The sequence below is a fragment of the Streptomyces sp. NPDC030165 genome (genome assembly GCF_055573595.1).
Genome location: NZ_JBVIBD010000007.1, coordinates 315501 through 330852, shown reverse-complemented (window position 1 = coordinate 330852; position 15352 = coordinate 315501). Strand labels below are relative to the sequence as shown.

Below are 15352 nucleotides of genomic sequence, written 5' to 3'. Positions count from 1 at the left end.
GCCGAGGTCGGCGGGCGGGTCAGGGCTGGGGCCCGCCGCGTTCCTCCGCTTCGGCCTCGGCCTGTTTGGCCTGGACCTCGGGGTCCAGGGCGGCGGCCTCGGGGGTGTCGTCGACGGCGGTCAGGGTGGCGCGCTCGCTGACCTCGGTGGGGGCCGGGGGTTCGACCAGCCAGTCCGGGTTGGCCTGCTTGTCCCACCACTTCCAGGCGGCGTAGGCACCGCCGGCGAGGAGGCTTACGACCGCGAGGCGCTTGGCGGCCTTGCCGGCGCGGCGGCGACGGTTGTGCTTCTTGACGAGCTTTTCGATCTCCTTGGCCGACACCTGGCCGCGGAGGGCGGCGATGGCGGCGGTGCCGCGTGCGACGGCCTGTTCGCGGACCGGTTCGGCCGCGGCGCGCGCGCTGTGCACGGCGTGCTCGACGCGCGGGGCGGTGTAGTCCGCGGCCTGGCGGGCGGCCTTGCGGGTGCGCTTGGCGGCCCGGCTCGCGGCCGCGTCCACCTTCGGCGGCAGGGCGCCGCGGGCGTGCTCCAGGCGGGGCTGCAGGTGGGCGTCGTACTGGCTGCGGGCCTGGTGAGCGGCCTCGGCCACCTTGGGTGCCAGTCGGGTACGGGCCTCGTGCGCGTAGTGCGCGGCGGTGTCCTTGGCCGTACCGGCATACGGAGCCACCACCTCCGCCGCGTGCCGCACGCTGTCCTTGGCCGAACTGGTCGCCGCGCGCACGCTGTCCTTGCGGGTCACGGGATCCTCCTCCTCGGTGGCGTGTCCGGGGGGCTCGGGGGTTGTCCCCCAATGTCTGCTGTGTCGCCTGTCCACCCGAGTCAAGATCATGCCTGTCGGCACGACATACGGCATGCGCGGACGGGCATCCGGGTCATTGAGGGCCATACGGAGCCTTGCGATGACAATGCCACGGTTTTCCGGGCCGTGCGCCGGTTCGGCGGGTACTGGTGGCGGAAAGAGGAACGGGAACGCGGCGGTGTCCGGGTGCACTACGGGCGTCCGTGCGAGGATCGGGAACCGTCAGTGCAGACTTATGGAAGGTAGATCGTGGCTGAACAGCTCTACGCCACCCTGAAGACCAATCAGGGCGACATCGAGATTCGGCTCCTGCCGAACCACGCTCCGAAGACCGTGAAGAACTTCGTCGAGCTCGCCAAGGGTGAGCGTGAGTGGACGCACCCGGAGACCGGCAAGAAGTCCAAGGAGAAGCTGTACGACGGCACGGTCTTCCACCGGGTGATCAGCGGCTTCATGATCCAGGGCGGCGACCCGCTGGGCAACGGCACGGGCGGCCCCGGCTACGAGTTCGCCGACGAGTTCCACCCCGACCTGGCCTTCAACAAGCCGTACCTGCTGGCCATGGCCAACGCCGGCCCGGGCACCAACGGCTCGCAGTTCTTCATCACGGTCTCCCCGACCACCTGGCTGACCGGCAAGCACACCATCTTCGGTGAGGTCACCACCGACGCGGGCAAGAAGGTCGTGGACGCCATCGCGGCGGCCCAGACCAACCCGCGCACGGACCGCCCGGTCAACGACGTCGTGATCGAGTCGGTCGTCGTCGAGAGTCGCTGACACACGGCGAGGCGGCGAGGCGATGACGCGGCGACGCGCCATCGCGGCTGTCCGGCCCGGGGGCCCGTAGCGGTCCCGGAGTGCGGACGCGCGGCTCGCGGGAACCATTGCGCCCTGCCCGGTCGTAGATCGGGTGGGGCGCGCACTTCGTCGTGCGGTGACGTCCGCACGGATTCGGCACGAGGGACCGAGGGGACCATGGACCAGGCGCCGGGCAGCCCACAGGAGCCGCAGGACGCACGGGCGGGCGAAGCCGCGCCCGGCTGCTACCGCCATCCGGACCGGGCGACGGGCATCAGCTGTACGCGCTGCGAGCGGCCCATCTGCCCCGAGTGCATGGTCAGCGCGTCGGTCGGGTTCCAGTGCCCGGACTGCGTACGCGGCGGCAGCGGCACGGGCCGTACGGCGCAGGCCACCGCCCCCCGGACGATCGCGGGCGGCTCGCTGGCCGCGGACGCCCGCCTGGTCACCAAGATCCTGCTCGGTATCAACGTCGCGGTGTTCATCGCGGTGCTGTCGATGGGCGACGGCCTGGTCCAGGACCTGGAGATGATCGGCGGGGCCTTCGTCCCCGGGGACCTGAAGTTCATCGGCGTCGCCGAGGGCGAGTACTACCGCCTGCTGACGGCGGCGTTCCTGCACCAGCAGCCGATGCACATCATCTTCAACATGCTGTCGCTGTGGTGGCTCGGCCCGCCGCTGGAGGCGGCCCTCGGCCGGGCCCGCTTCATCGCGCTCTACCTGCTCTCCGCCCTCGGCGGCAGCGCCCTGTCGTACCTCCTCGCCGCGCAGAACCAGCCTTCGCTGGGGGCGTCCGGCGCGATCTTCGGGCTGCTCGGCGCGACGGCCATACTGATGCGCCGCCTGAACTACGACATGCGGCCCGTGCTGATCCTGCTCGCGCTGAATCTCGTCTTCACGTTCGCGTGGCCGGACATTGCGTGGCAGGCTCACGTAGGCGGACTGGTCGTGGGCGCGGCCGTGACGTACGGGCTGGTGCACGCGCCGCGGGAGCGGCGGGCGCTGGTGCAGGGGGCGACGTTCGCGGTGGCGTTCCTGGTGATCGTCGCGGTGGTGTGGGTGCGGACCGTTCAGCTCGTGGGGTGAGCGGAGGCGGGAGGCTCGGGCTCACGGTGTGCGGTGGTGCCGTGCCGGGCTGTGAAGCCCTGAGGGAGCGCTCCGGGCACAGGTTGTCCACAGCGTGTGTCGGATCTTGTGCACCGGGTGGGGAACGGGTGTTCCGATTCGCGCGGAGCTGCGTTTGCCCAGGAAGGACGGGACGCGGCAGTGGCCCGGATGACGGGTCGCTGGTCACACCGGCGTCAACGGCCGGGAAGTTATCCACAGATCTTCTGAAGTTTTCCCCGGCTGTGGATAACTGTGTGGATGGCCTTGGGCAGGGCTTGCCCGGGCAGGGCGGCGTCGTGACCGCCCTGCGGGGCGTGGTCGGCCTCGAAGGCCGGTGTCACCAGAGGCTGCGGCCGGCCCGGGTCACCCGGTCCGGGCCACTTGGCCTGGGCTGATCGGTCCGGGCTGATCGGCTCGAGCTGATCGGCTCGAGCCGATCGGTCTGGGCTACTTCCACTGGGTGGACACGCCGAAGCCCACCGCGATGAAGCCGAACCCGCACACGATGTTCCAGTTGCCCATCGCCTTGACGGGCATGTCGCCCCCGGTCACGTAGAAGAGCACGATCCACACCAGACCGATCAGGAAGAGCGCCAGCATCACCGGGGCGACCCAGCCCCGGCCGGAACTCATGCGCAGATTGGTCGTCTGCTTCGCCGGTGGCGGCGTGAAGTCGTCCTTCTTGCGGATCCGTGACTTCGGCACGAGGAACTCTCCTGTCGATGATCTGCGTGACCGCACTGGGGGCGGATGATGCGTGACGCGGGCCGGGCGGGGAAGCGACGGGGAGCGGATACCCTCCCCGGGCGTCCGTTAGCGTAGTGCTTCCGCGGCGTCGTAAGGAGCAAGGGTACGTTGAGCACTTCCGCTGACTCCCCCGGCCGCCCGCCGCGCCGCCGCCTGCGGCCGGTGCGTCTGCTGACCCTGGCGGTGTTCGCGCTCGCCGGTCTGATCTTCTGGCTGAGCTTCGACACCGCGCGCGGTACGGACCTGCGCTCCGACGACTCGATGCTGCGCCTGTCCGACCTCATCCAGGAACGCAGCCACAAGAACGGCGCCCACGACGAGCGCAACGCCGCGCTGCGCGACGAGGTCGACACGCTCGCGCACCAGGACAGCGGCAACTCGGAGGCGGAGAACCGCAAGCTGGCGGCGCTGGAGAAGAACGCGGGCACCCAGCCGGTCACCGGCCAGGGCATGACCGTCACCCTCACCGACGCCCCACCGAACGCCACCGCGAAGATCCCCGGCGTACCGGAGCCGCAGCCCAACGACCTGGTGATCCATCAGCAGGACCTGCAGGCCGTGGTCAACGCGCTGTGGCAGGGCGGCGCGAAGGGCATCCGGGTCATGGACCAGCGGCTGATCTCCACCAGCGCGGTGCGCTGCGTCGGCAACACCCTGATCCTCCAGGGCCGTGTCTACTCGCCTCCGTACAAGGTCACCGCCGTCGGCGACCGGGAGAAGCTGAACAGGGCACTGACCGCCTCGCCGGCCATCCAGAACTACATGCAGTACGTCAACGCGTACGGCCTCGGCTGGAAAGTCGACCAGCACGAGACGGTGACTCTGCCCGGCTACTCCGGCACAGTGGATCTCCACTACGCACAGCCTGTGAAGCCGTGATCCGCCAGCCGCCCGCGTAGGCGCCGGCGGCCGGGGAGGGGGCGGTCCGCGATGACGGCACGGTCCGGAGCGGCGGCACGGTCCGGGACGCGGGGGCGGCCCGGCGGCGCGGGACGGCGGCCCGCCACGGCGGCGCGGCTGGTCGTGCGGACGTTCAGCGAGGTCTGTGTCACCGTCGGCACGCTGATCGTCCTCTTCGTGGTGTACGTCCTGTTCTGGACGGGGGTGCGGGCCGACAGCGCGATGGACGGCGAGATCGGCGAGCTCCAGGACCGGTGGTCCACCGGCCCGGTCGCCACCGCCTCCCCGGACGGTGCTGCCGGGCAGCCGGGCGGTCCCGCGCGGCAGCCGCGGTACGACAACGGCAAGTCCTTCGCCGTGATGTACATCCCGCGGTTCGGCGCCGACTGGAGCAAGCCCGTACTGGAGGGCACCGGGACGGACGTCCTGAAGAAGGGGCTGGGGCACTACGACCGCACCGCGCGGCTCGGTGAGACGGGCAACTTCGCGGTCGCCGGCCACCGGCGGACCTACGGCGACCCGTTCAAGGACTTCCCCGAGCTGCGGCCGGGCGACGCGGTGGTCCTCACGGACGGCGCGACCTGGTACACGTACCGGATCGACCGGCGCCCCTACACGACGCTGCCCACCGACATCGGCGTCATCGACCCCGTACCGCACAAATCGGGATACAACGGTCCGGGTCGATACCTCACCCTGACGACCTGCGAGCCGGAGTGGGGCCACAGCCACCGGCTGATCGCCTGGGCACACCTGGATTCCACCCAACCCGTGGAACGCGGAAGGCCGTCGGCTTTGACCGGCTGACCCCCCGGCCCCCGCCCTCGACCTTTAGTCTGGTGTGGCGATCGACATCGATCGACACGGTCATCGTCATCGGCGAGTAGGGACAGCGACAGCATGTACGGCTGGATCTGGCGGCATCTGCCGGGCAACGCATGGGTGAGGGCGCTGATCTCGCTCGTGCTGGTGCTGGCGATCGTCTACGTGCTCTTCCAGTACGTCTTCCCGTGGGCGGAGCCGCTGCTCCCCTTCAACGACGTCACGGTGGACCGAGGGATGGGCGCTGTCCGATGACCGCAAGGATCCTCGTCGTCGACAACTACGACAGCTTCGTCTTCAACCTCGTCCAGTACCTCTACCAACTCGGGGCCGAGTGCGAGGTGCTGCGCAACGACGAGGTCGAGCTGCGGCACGTCCATGGGGGCACCTCCCGCTCGAGCGGAGCCGAGAGCGGGGGAGGCTTCGACGGCGTGCTGCTCTCCCCCGGCCCCGGCGCTCCCGAGCAGGCCGGCGTCTGCGTCGACATGGTCCGGCACTGCGCCGACACCGGCGTGCCGGTCTTCGGCGTCTGCCTCGGGCTGCAGTCGATGGCGGTGGCGTACGGGGGTGTCGTGGACCGGGCCCCCGAACTGCTGCACGGCAAGACCTCCCTGGTCTCCCACGAGGGCGCGGGCGTCTTCAAGGGGCTGCCCACCCCCTTCACCGCGACCCGCTACCACTCCCTGGCCGTGCAGCCCGGCACCGTCCCCGATGAGATGGTGGTCACCGCCTGGACGGGCGATGACGCCGAGACCGGTGTGGCGATGGGGCTGCGGCACCGCGAACTCCCGGTGGAAGGCGTCCAGTTCCACCCCGAGTCGGTGCTGACCGAGTGGGGCCACCGGATGCTCGCCAACTGGCTGGTGGAGTGCGGCGATCCCGGTGCGGTGGAGCGCTCGGCGGGGCTCGCCCCGGTGGTCGGCAGGGTCGGCGCGTGACTGACCTCCGCCGCGAGCGCGAGGGGAGGTCCTACGAGCCGTCGCGCGACGCCGACGGCGCGTACGACCGCGAGGCGTTCGAGGCGGCCGTCGGGCAGCTGGACGACCCGCTGACGGACCCGCTCCCCGGCCGGCCGTCGGCGCGGGAGCCGCGGCCCGGCCCCGCGCGGAACGCGCAGCCGGGGCCGGCGCAGGCCACTTCGGGGAAGAGCGGTTCGCCGTGGTTCCGCCCGCATCAGGCCCCGTCGGCGGCCCCGGCACCGCAGCAGGGGGCGGCCGGGAACCAGGCAGCCACCCCGAGCGGGGCACCTGCCCGGAGCCAGGCCGCCGCCCGGGACCAGGCTCCCGCCCGGGACCAGGCTCCCGCCCGGGACCAGGCACCCAACCAGAACCAGGCCCCCGTTCCGGATCAAGCCCCGTACCGCCCCGCGAACGGTCCGATATCCGGCCCGGCTCAGGCCCAGTCACAGCCCCGGCCTCAGACGTCGGCGTACGTGCCGGACCCGGCACCTGCTCCCGCCCACACGGCAGACCCCTTCCTGAATCCGGCCCTGGACCCGCCGTACGTACCAGGCCCGGTCAGCGCTACACCCCCGGTCAGCGCCACACCCTCGGCCGACGCCGTGGTCCCGGTGCCCGCCTCGGACCCGATGAACGTCCCGGGCCCGGCGCCCACCCCGGGTCCGGCGCCCACCCCGGGCCCGGCGCCCACCCCGGGTCCGGCGCGCACCCAGGATCCCGCGCTCGACGCCGAGACCATGGCGCTCCGTCAGGCCCAGGAGCCCGGCAGCGGCCGCGGTGATCCGGGCTCTGTTTCACGTGAAACAGAGCACCCGTCGACGGCCCCGGATGCGGCGGTGTCGACGCCACCGGTGACCGGTGGCCGTGCCGCACGCCGTAAAGCCGCCCAGGAGGCCGCCAAACGCGGTAACAGGCGCGCTCGGCGCGGTTCCCCTTCGTCCGCTGCCGACGCCTCCTCCTCGGCCGCTGAGGCGTCTTCCGCGCCCATGACGCGGCTGGAGGCGCGCCGCGCCGAGCGGGCCCGCAAGGAGAGCCCGGGCATCGTCGTCAGCCGGGCCGTGGGCGAGGTGTTCATCACCCTCGGCGTCCTGATGCTGCTTTTCGTCACCTACCAGCTGTGGTGGACGAACGTGCTGGCGCACCAGCAGGCGGGCGGCACCGCCAGCAACCTGGAGCACGAGTGGGACGAGGGCGGCGAGGACCGCAAGCCCGACGCCTTCTCGCCCGGCCAGGGCTTCGCGATCATGTATATCCCCAAGCTGGACGTGAAGGTCCCGATCGCCGAGGGCATCAGCAAGCCCGCGGTGCTGGACCGCGGCATGGTCGGCCACTACGACAAGAACAGCGTGAAGACCGCGATGCCCTGGGACAAGCAGGGCAACTTCGCGGTGGCCGGGCACCGCAACACCCACGGTGAGCCGTTCCGCTACATCAACAAGCTGACCAAGGGCGACAAGATCGTCGTCGAGACGCGCAGCACGTACTACACGTACACGATGGAGAGCATCCTGCCGCAGACCTCGCCGCGGAACATCGCGGTGATCGGCGCGGTGCCGAAGGGTTCCGGGTTCACCGGCCCCGGCCGCTACATCACGCTGACGACCTGCACCCCGGAATTCACCAGTACCTACCGGATGATCGTCTGGGGCAAGATGGTCGAGGAGCGGCCGCGGAGCAAGGGCAAGCCGGATGCGCTCGTCAGCTGAGCGACTGTAAGAGGGGTACCACGCGGTGACTGCCACCGGACACGACGAGCACACCGGCCCGGCGGCGGAGCAGCCGGCGTCCACGCCGCCGCGCCGCACGCGCGGGCGGATCGCCGCCGTCGTCAGCGTCATCGGCGAGCTGCTGATCACGGCGGGGTTGATCCTGGCGCTCTTCGTCGTCTACTCGCTGTGGTGGACGAACGTCCTCGCCGACCGTGCGGCGCACCAGCAGGGCGACACGGTACGCAATAACTGGGCGCAGGGCCCCAAGAGACCCGGCGCGCTCGACACGAAGGACGGCATCGGCTTCCTGCACGTTCCGGCGATGAAGAACGGTGAGGTGCTCGTGAAGAAGGGCATCGACCCCGATGTCCTGAACGAGGGCGTCGCTGGCTACTACACCGAGCCGGTCACGTCGGCCCTGCCGCAGGACAAGAAGGGCAACTTCTCGCTCGCCGCGCACCGCGACGGCCACGGCGCGAAGTTCCACAACATCGACAAGCTCAAGGACGGCGATGCGATCGTCTTCGAGTCCAAGGACACCTGGTACGTCTACAAGGTCTACGCGACCTTGGACGAGACCTCGAAGTACAACGTCGACGTCCTGGACGAGGTCCCCAAGGAGTCCGGCAAGCGCAAGCCGGGCCGTTACATCACGCTGACGACCTGCACGCCGGTCTACACCTCCACGTACCGCTACATCGTCTGGGGCGAGCTGGAGCGCACCGAGAAGGTCGACGCCGAGCGCACGCCGCCGAAGGAACTGCGCTGAGACCGAGGGCGGCACGAGCCCCCGCCCACGACAAAGCCCCCGCCCACAGCGAGACTCCGGCCCTCAGCAAGGCTCCGGCTCCCGCCTCAGCCCCGCCCACGACAAAGCCCCGGCCCCCACGAAGGGTGCCGGGGCTTTCCCGTACGGGGAGTACCGCGACGGTTGTCCGTCAGTGCTTCTTGTGCCGCCCCCACCAGTCGCTCGGGTCGCCGAATATGCCGCCCTCGTCACCGCTGTCGTCCCCACCGCTGGGGGTGCCGCCCAACGTGGTGAGCGTCACCGTCGTGGTCCCGGGGTCGGACGGGGTGTTGGGCTGCGGGTCCTGGCTGACCACGCGGGCCTTGTCGTCCTGCGAGCTGCCGCCCGCGAACTGGATGTTGGTGAAGCCGGCGTCCTGCAGGGCCTTCTTGGCATCCTTGACGCTCTGGCCGACGACGGTGGGCACCGGCTTCTGCTCGGCTGCCTTGCCGACGGTCAGCGTGATCGTCGAGCCGTTCCTGGCCTGCGAGTTGCCGTTCGGGGACTGCGCGATGACCTTGCCGGCCTGGTTCGGGTCGGACGTCTCCTGCTCGTTCTTGCTGACCTGGAAGCCGAGGTCCGTCAGCTGCTTCTGCGCCGCGTTGAAGTCCTGGCCGGTGACCACCGGCACCGTCGTGGTGGGCGACTTCTTCGCGACCACCAGCGTGATCTTGGTCTTCTTGGTCCCCTCGCCCTGCGGCTTGGGGTCCTGGTCGATGACCGTGCCCTCGGTACGGTCGGAGACCCGCTCGGTCTTCTGGACGTCCTCGAAACCCTTGCTCTTCAGGTCGTCCTTCGCCCTGTCGAAGGTCAGGCCCGTGACGTCGGGGATGGTGACCTTCTCCGGCCCGGTGCACATCGTCACCGTCACCGTCTCGTCCTTGGCGACCGTCTCGCCGGCGGCCGGCTCCTGCTTGGTGACCTGGTCCTTCTCGACGTTCTCGCAGGCCGTGCTGCCGCCCTTGCTGACCTTGAAGCCACCGTTGACGCCGGCCGCCTTGGCCTGCTCGAAGGTCTTGCCGGTCAGCTCCGGCACCTTGACGTCGCTGCTGGTGTTGGTGCTGTTGAACATCGCCTTGCCGATGAAGATCGCACCGGCCAGGACGAGGATGCCCGCGACGACCAGCAGGATCGTCGAGGTGTGCTTCTTCTTCTGGCCGCCACCGCCGCGGCGCCGGTCGGGCCGCTCGTCGTAGCCGTAAGCGCCGTCGTCCGGGTTCATCGGCGGCAGCATCGACGTCTGGCCGGCCGGGTCCTGCGGGCGCAGCATCGTCGTCGGCTGGTCCTGGTCGTAGCCGACCGCGCCGAGGGCGGCGGTTGCCGCGACCGGCTGCCCGTCGAGGGCCGCCTCGATGTCGGCGCGCATCTCGTCCGCCGACTGGTAGCGGTAGTCCGGGTCCTTGACCAGCGCCTTGAGGACGATGGCGTCCATCTCGGGCGTGATCTCGGGGTCGAAGTTGCTCGGCGGCTGCGGCTCTTCCCGTACGTGCTGGTAGGCCACGGCGACGGGCGAGTCGCCGACGAAGGGCGGCCGCACGGTGAGCAGTTCGTAGAGCAGACAGCCGGTCGAGTACAGGTCGGAGCGGGCGTCGACCTGCTCGCCCTTGGCCTGCTCGGGCGAGAGGTACTGCGCCGTGCCGATGACCGCGGCGGTCTGCGTCATCGTCATGCCGGCGTCGCCCATCGCGCGGGCGATGCCGAAGTCCATGACCTTCACCTGGCCGGTGCGGGTCAGCATGACGTTGGCCGGCTTGATGTCGCGGTGGACGATGCCGGCCCGGTGGGAGTACTCCAGCGCCTGGAGGACGCCGATGGTCATCTCCAGCGACCGCTCGGGCAGCAGCTTGCGGCCGGAGTGCAGCAGTTCACGCAGGGTGGAGCCGTCGACGTACTCCATGACGATGTACGGGATGGAGACACCGTCGACGTAGTCCTCGCCGGTGTCGTAGACCGCGACGATCGACGGGTGGTTCAGCGAGGCGGCCGACTGGGCCTCACGGCGGAACCGGGCCTGGAAGGACGGGTCGCGGGCGAGGTCCACGCGCAGCGTCTTCACAGCGACGGTGCGGCCCAGGCGGGTGTCGTGCGCGAGGTAGACCTCGGCCATGCCACCGCGGCCGAGCACCGAGCCCAGCTCGTACCGGCCGCCGAGGCGACGCGGCTCTTCCATAAGCTTCTCCAGCCCTCTCCGTCAGTCCCGACCGCACCCGTGTGTGGTCCGGCGGTGTGCTGTTCGGGCATACCGTACCCGGCACGCCGTGCGGGGCCCGGTCGCGACCGGCACCTGATATCCGACCGGTATTGGCGTGACCGGGGTCACTTCTTGCCGTCGAGTACCGCCTCCATGACCTTCTTGGCGATGGGGGCGGCCAGCTTGCCGCCCGCGATGTCGCCGCGAAGCGTGTCCGAGCCCTCGATCACGACGGCGACGGCCACCGGCGTGCCCTTGGAGGTCTTGGCGTAGGAGATGAACCAGGCGTACGGGTTGTCCTTGTTGTTCTCGCCGTGCTGGGCGGTGCCGGTCTTGCCGCCGACGGTGACGCCGTCGATCTGGCCGTTGGTGCCGGTGCCGTTCTTGACGACGCCCTCCATCATCTCCTGGAGCTTCTGGGCGTTCTCCGGCTTGAGCGGCTGGCTCATCGTCTCCGGCGTGTGCTGCTGCACGACGTTGAGGTTGGGGGCCACCAGCTTGTCGACCATGTACGGCTTCATCAGCTTGCCGCCGTTGGCGATGGCCGAGGTGACCATGGCCATCTGCAGCGGGGTGGCGCGGTTGGAGGCCTGCCCGATGCCGGCCATCGCGTTCTGCGGCCGGTTGTCGGTCGGGTAGACGCTCTCGGCGGCCCGTACCGGGGTGTCGACCTCGTCGTTGTTGAAGCCGAACTTCTCGGCCTCGGCCTTCATCTTCTTGTTGCCGAGGTCGGCGCTGATCTTGCCGAAGACGGTGTTGCAGGACCAGCGCAGCGCTTCCTTGAGGCTGGCGTTCTCGCAGGGGATGTTGCCCTCGTTGTTCAGCGGCTGGTGTGCGGTGTCCGGCAGGTACCAGGGCAGCGGTGAGTCGGTCTTGGCGTTGATGTCGGTGTAGAGGCCGTTCTCCAGTGCGGCGGCGGCGGTGACGACCTTGAACGTGGAGCCCGGCGGGTAGGTCTGGCGCAGCGCCCGGTTGAGCATCGGGTCGTCCGGGTTGTTCTTCTTCAGCAGCGAGTTGTACGCCTTGGCGTCCTTGTCGGACATGCCGGCGAAGGTGGAGGGGTCGTACGACGGGGTGTTGGCCAGGGCCAGGATCGCGCCGGTCTCCGGGTTGATCGCGGCGACCGCGCCCTTGCTCTTGCCCAGGCCGTCGTAGGCGGCCTTCTGCGCCTTGGCGTTCAGGGTGGTGACGACGTCGCCGCCCTTCTGCTTCTCGCCGGTGAACATGTCGACCGTACGGCTGAAGAAGAGCTTGTCGTCGGTGCCGGAGAGGATGGAGTCGTTGAGCTTTTCGAGCTGGTTGGAGCCGAAGGCCTGGGACGCGTAGCCGGTGACCGGCGCCCACATCGGGCCGTTCTCGTAGGTCCGCTTGTACTTGAAGTCGCCGCTGTCGTTGGTGGTCGAGCCGGTGATGGCCTTGCCGTCGACGATGATGTTGCCGCGCGGCTGGCTGTAGCGCTCGATGGCCACGCGCCGGTTGTGCGTGTCGTTCTTCAGCTCGTCGGCCTGTACGAACTGCACCCAGTTGACGCGGATGAGCAGCGAGAGAACCAGCAGGCCGCAGAAGATGGCTACGCGGCGCAGAGGCTTGTTCACGGTCGGACCACCTGGGTCATCTCGGCGTCGGTGGAGGGGGCGGGGGCCGGGGCGGGCCGGCGCGCGGTGTCGCTGATACGCAGCAGGAGCGCGACCAGGGCCCAGTTCGCGATGACGGAGGAGCCGCCCTGTGCGAGGAACGGCATCGTCATGCCGGTCAGCGGGATCAGGCCGGTGACACCGCCGGCGACGACGAAGACCTGGAGGGCGAAGGCGCCGGACAGGCCGACGGCGAGCAGCTTGCCGAACGGGTCGCGGGCGGCCAGCGCCGTACGGATGCCGCGCTCGATGAGCAGGCCGTACAGCAGCAGGATCGCCATCAGACCGGCGAGGCCGGCTTCCTCGCCGACGGTGGCGAGGATGTAGTCGCTCTTGGGCGCGATGCCGCCGATGAGGCGGGAGTAGCCCTGGCCGAGGCCCGAGCCGAGGATGCCGCCGGAGCCGAAGGAGTACATGGCCTGGGCGGTCTCGGTGACGCCGCCGTTCAGCAAGTCCAGGGGGTTGAGCCAGTTGTGCACACGGGTCTGTACGTGCGACTCGAAGGTGGCCACCGCGACCGCGCCGCCCGCGCTGAGCAGCAGACCGAAGACGATCCAGCTGGTCCGCTCGGTGGCGACGTACAGCATGACGACGAACAGGCCGAAGAACAGCAGGGACGTACCGAGGTCGGTCTCGAAGACCAGGATCATCAGGCTCAGTGCCCAGATGACCAGGATCGGCCCGAGGTCGCGGCCGCGCGGCAGGTACAGGCCCATGAAGCGGCGGCTGGCCAGTGCCAGCGCGTCCCGTTTGACCATGAGATAGCCCGCGAAGAAGACCGCGATGGCGATCTTTGCGAACTCACCGGGCTGTAGCGAGCCGACACCGGGGATGGTGATCCAGATGCGGGCACCGAACTTGGCCGGGAAGAAGACCGGAGCGATCAGCAGGATCAGCGCGACGACCATCGAGATGTAGGTGTAGCGCTGCAGGACACGGTGGTCCTTGAGGAAGATCAGCACGCCGAGGAACAGCGCGACGCCGAGCGTCGACCACATCATCTGGCCGGGGGCCAGGGCGCCGCCGAGCTGCTTGGTGGTGATCTGCGGTTCCTGGTCCAGGCGCCAGATGAAGACCAGTCCGAGCCCGTTCAGCAGGGTCGCGATGGGCAGCATCAGTGGGTCGGCGTACGGGGCCCACTTGCGGACGACGAGGTGGGTGACGCCGGCCAGCAGGCCGAGGCCGAGGGCGTAGCCCAGGATGCCGGCCGGGACCGTGCCCTCCTTGGCCAGGCCCACGTTGATGTAGGCGAACACCGGGATGAGCACCGCGAAGACGAGCATGGCCAGCTCGGTGTTGCGGCGGCTCGGGGCACCGATGGTGCCCACGGTGGTCGTGGTGGTGGTACTGCTCATCAGATCTCCGGCCCCCTACGCCCTCACTGCTGGGTGCTGCAATTCTTTTCCAGCTTCTGCTGCTCCTCGGAGGGGGGCGTCTGGCTGGTGGTGGGAGTGGGTGTCGGGGCCGCCTGGGGCTTGCCCGCGGGCTTGCCGGGCTTGCCGTCCTTGTTCTTGCGGGCCTCCTCCTCGGCCTTCTTGCGGGCCGCCTCGCGCTCCGCGGTCTCCCGCTGTTCCTTCGACCGGCAGGCGTTGGCCTGCTTGCCCAGCTCGGTGACCTTGTCGATCGCCTGGTTGCGGCTGTCGACGGCGATGGTCTCCTTGACCTGGTTGCGCTGGTAGACGGGGAGGTACTTGAGTTCGATCTCCGGGTGGTCCTCGTCGACGTTGTTGAGCTTGATCCAGGCGAGGTCCTGGCTGATGCCCCGGTACAGCGCGACGTGGTTGTCCTTGGCGCCGACGAAGTACTGCGTCTGCGTCCAGCGGTAGCCCGCGTACAGGCCGCCGCCGACCGCGGCCAGCGCCAGCACGATGATCAGCGACCGTTTGATCCACCGGCCGCGGCCGCGCTCCGGCTTGAGGAACTCCTCGTCCGTGAACGCGCCGAACGAGCCCTGCGGCGGGCCCGCGATGCCGCTGTCGCCACTGCCCGGCGGGCCGAAGGCGCCGCCCGGCGCGCCCTGTGGCGTGTCCCGGTGGCGGCCCAGTTCGGCGGCGCGGGCGGCCGGCGTCTGCATCGTGCTGGGGTCGCTGAGCTGGTTCTGGTTCTCGGCGACGGCGCCGACGACGACCGGGGTGTCGTTGAGGTGGCCCGCGAGGGTGTCACCGGCGTCGACGTCCAGAACGTCGGCGACGATGCACGTGATGTTGTCGGGGCCGCCGCCGCGCAGCGCCAGCTGGATCAGTTCCTGCACGGTCTCGTGCGGGCCGTGGTAGCTGGCGAGGGTGTCTTCGAGGGTCTGGTGGCTGACCACGCCGGACAGGCCGTCCGAGCAGATCAGGTAGCGGTCGCCGGCCCGTACCTCGCGGATGGACAGGTCGGGTTCGACGTGGTCGCCGCTGCCCAGCGCGCGCATCAGCAGGGAGCGCTGCGGGTGGGTGGTGGCTTCCTCCTCGGTGATCCGGCCCTCGTCGACGAGCCGCTGCACCCAGGTGTGGTCCTGCGTGATCTGCGTCAGGACGCCGTCGCGCAGCAGGTACGCGCGGGAGTCGCCGACGTGTACGAGGCCGAGCCGCTGCCCGGTCCACAGCAGCGCGGTCAGGGTCGTGCCCATGCCCTCCAGCTGCGGGTCCTCCTCGACCATGACGCGCAGCTGGTCGTTGGCGCGCTGTACGGCCGTACCGAGCGAGGTGAGGATGTCGGAGCCGGGGACGTCGTCGTCGAGCTGGACGAGGGTGGAGATCACCTCGGAGGAGGCGACCTCACCCGCGGCCTGGCCGCCCATGCCGTCGGCGATGGCGAGCAGGCGCGGGCCGGCGTAACCGGAGTCCTCGTTGCCCTCCCGGATCATGCCCTTGTGCGATCCGGCGGCGAAGCGCAGTGACAGACTCATACGCACCTC

14 protein-coding genes are annotated in these 15352 nt (G+C 69.9%); 8 read left to right on the top strand and 6 right to left on the bottom strand.

The window, feature by feature from the left end:
* Window positions 1-19 precede the first annotated feature (19 nt).
* Window positions 20-739, bottom strand: coding sequence for a DUF5324 family protein (locus ACZ4Z1_RS16490; RefSeq protein WP_468487290.1), 720 nt, complete (start codon window positions 737-739; stop codon window positions 20-22).
* 309 nt (window positions 740-1048) lie between these two features.
* Here ACZ4Z1_RS16490 and ACZ4Z1_RS16485 point away from each other — a divergent pair, with 309 nt between their 5' ends.
* Together ACZ4Z1_RS16485 and ACZ4Z1_RS16480 are read left to right on the top strand one after the other, a co-directional pair.
* A complete protein-coding gene (locus tag ACZ4Z1_RS16485) occupies window positions 1049-1576 on the top strand; it encodes a peptidylprolyl isomerase (protein ID WP_468487289.1) in 528 nt (175 codons plus the stop codon).
* A 198-nt stretch (window positions 1577-1774) separates the two neighbouring features.
* A complete protein-coding gene (locus tag ACZ4Z1_RS16480; RefSeq protein ID WP_468487288.1) occupies window positions 1775-2683 on the top strand; it encodes a rhomboid family intramembrane serine protease in 909 nt (302 codons plus the stop codon).
* A 468-nt stretch (window positions 2684-3151) separates the two neighbouring features.
* Here ACZ4Z1_RS16480 and crgA read toward each other — a convergent pair whose 3' ends face one another.
* Entirely contained in the window at window positions 3152-3409 is a 258-nt protein-coding gene (crgA, locus tag ACZ4Z1_RS16475) for a cell division protein CrgA (RefSeq protein ID WP_398346694.1), read from the bottom strand.
* A gap of 150 nt (window positions 3410-3559) precedes the next feature.
* On the opposite strand from crgA, the gene ACZ4Z1_RS16470 reads away from it, so the two are divergent.
* The 6 genes from ACZ4Z1_RS16470 to ACZ4Z1_RS16445 all read left to right on the top strand — a co-directional run bounded on the left by ACZ4Z1_RS16470 (window position 3560) and on the right by ACZ4Z1_RS16445 (window position 8610).
* Complete coding sequence (locus tag ACZ4Z1_RS16470) at window positions 3560-4330, top strand: DUF881 domain-containing protein (protein ID WP_468487287.1); 771 nt, start codon at window positions 3560-3562, stop codon at window positions 4328-4330.
* A gap of 51 nt (window positions 4331-4381) precedes the next feature.
* On the top strand, window positions 4382-5158 hold the full coding sequence (locus tag ACZ4Z1_RS16465) for a class E sortase (RefSeq protein WP_468487286.1): 777 nt from the start codon (window positions 4382-4384) through the stop codon (window positions 5156-5158).
* Window positions 5159-5251: 93 nt separating this feature from the next.
* Window positions 5252-5428 (top strand): hypothetical protein, encoded by a 177-nt coding sequence (locus ACZ4Z1_RS16460; protein ID WP_030017044.1) that lies wholly within the window; start codon window positions 5252-5254, stop codon window positions 5426-5428.
* Window positions 5425-6111, top strand: coding sequence for an aminodeoxychorismate/anthranilate synthase component II (locus ACZ4Z1_RS16455; RefSeq protein WP_468487285.1), 687 nt, complete (start codon window positions 5425-5427; stop codon window positions 6109-6111). Before ACZ4Z1_RS16460 ends, ACZ4Z1_RS16455 begins: the two co-directional genes overlap by 4 nt.
* On the top strand, window positions 6108-7838 hold the full coding sequence (locus ACZ4Z1_RS16450) for a class E sortase (protein WP_468487284.1): 1731 nt from the start codon (window positions 6108-6110) through the stop codon (window positions 7836-7838). Before ACZ4Z1_RS16455 ends, ACZ4Z1_RS16450 begins: the two co-directional genes overlap by 4 nt.
* 25 nt (window positions 7839-7863) lie before the next feature.
* Window positions 7864-8610, top strand: a complete 747-nt coding sequence (locus ACZ4Z1_RS16445) for a class E sortase (protein WP_468487283.1) — start codon at window positions 7864-7866, stop codon at window positions 8608-8610.
* A gap of 169 nt (window positions 8611-8779) precedes the next feature.
* On the opposite strand, the gene pknB is transcribed toward ACZ4Z1_RS16445, so the two are convergent.
* The 4 genes from pknB to ACZ4Z1_RS16425 all read right to left on the bottom strand — a co-directional run bounded on the left by pknB (window position 8780) and on the right by ACZ4Z1_RS16425 (window position 15343).
* Window positions 8780-10798: a Stk1 family PASTA domain-containing Ser/Thr kinase gene (gene pknB, locus ACZ4Z1_RS16440; RefSeq protein WP_468487282.1), complete on the bottom strand. Its 2019-nt coding sequence runs from the start codon at window positions 10796-10798 to the stop codon at window positions 8780-8782.
* A 146-nt stretch (window positions 10799-10944) separates the two neighbouring features.
* Complete coding sequence (locus ACZ4Z1_RS16435; RefSeq protein ID WP_468487281.1) at window positions 10945-12414, bottom strand: peptidoglycan D,D-transpeptidase FtsI family protein; 1470 nt, start codon at window positions 12412-12414, stop codon at window positions 10945-10947.
* Window positions 12411-13808: an FtsW/RodA/SpoVE family cell cycle protein gene (locus tag ACZ4Z1_RS16430; protein WP_468487280.1), complete on the bottom strand. Its 1398-nt coding sequence runs from the start codon at window positions 13806-13808 to the stop codon at window positions 12411-12413. The genes ACZ4Z1_RS16435 and ACZ4Z1_RS16430 overlap by 4 nt, the downstream gene beginning before the upstream one ends.
* 23 nt (window positions 13809-13831) lie before the next feature.
* Window positions 13832-15343 (bottom strand): PP2C family protein-serine/threonine phosphatase, encoded by a 1512-nt coding sequence (locus ACZ4Z1_RS16425; protein WP_468487279.1) that lies wholly within the window; start codon window positions 15341-15343, stop codon window positions 13832-13834.
* Window positions 15344-15352 lie beyond the last annotated feature (9 nt).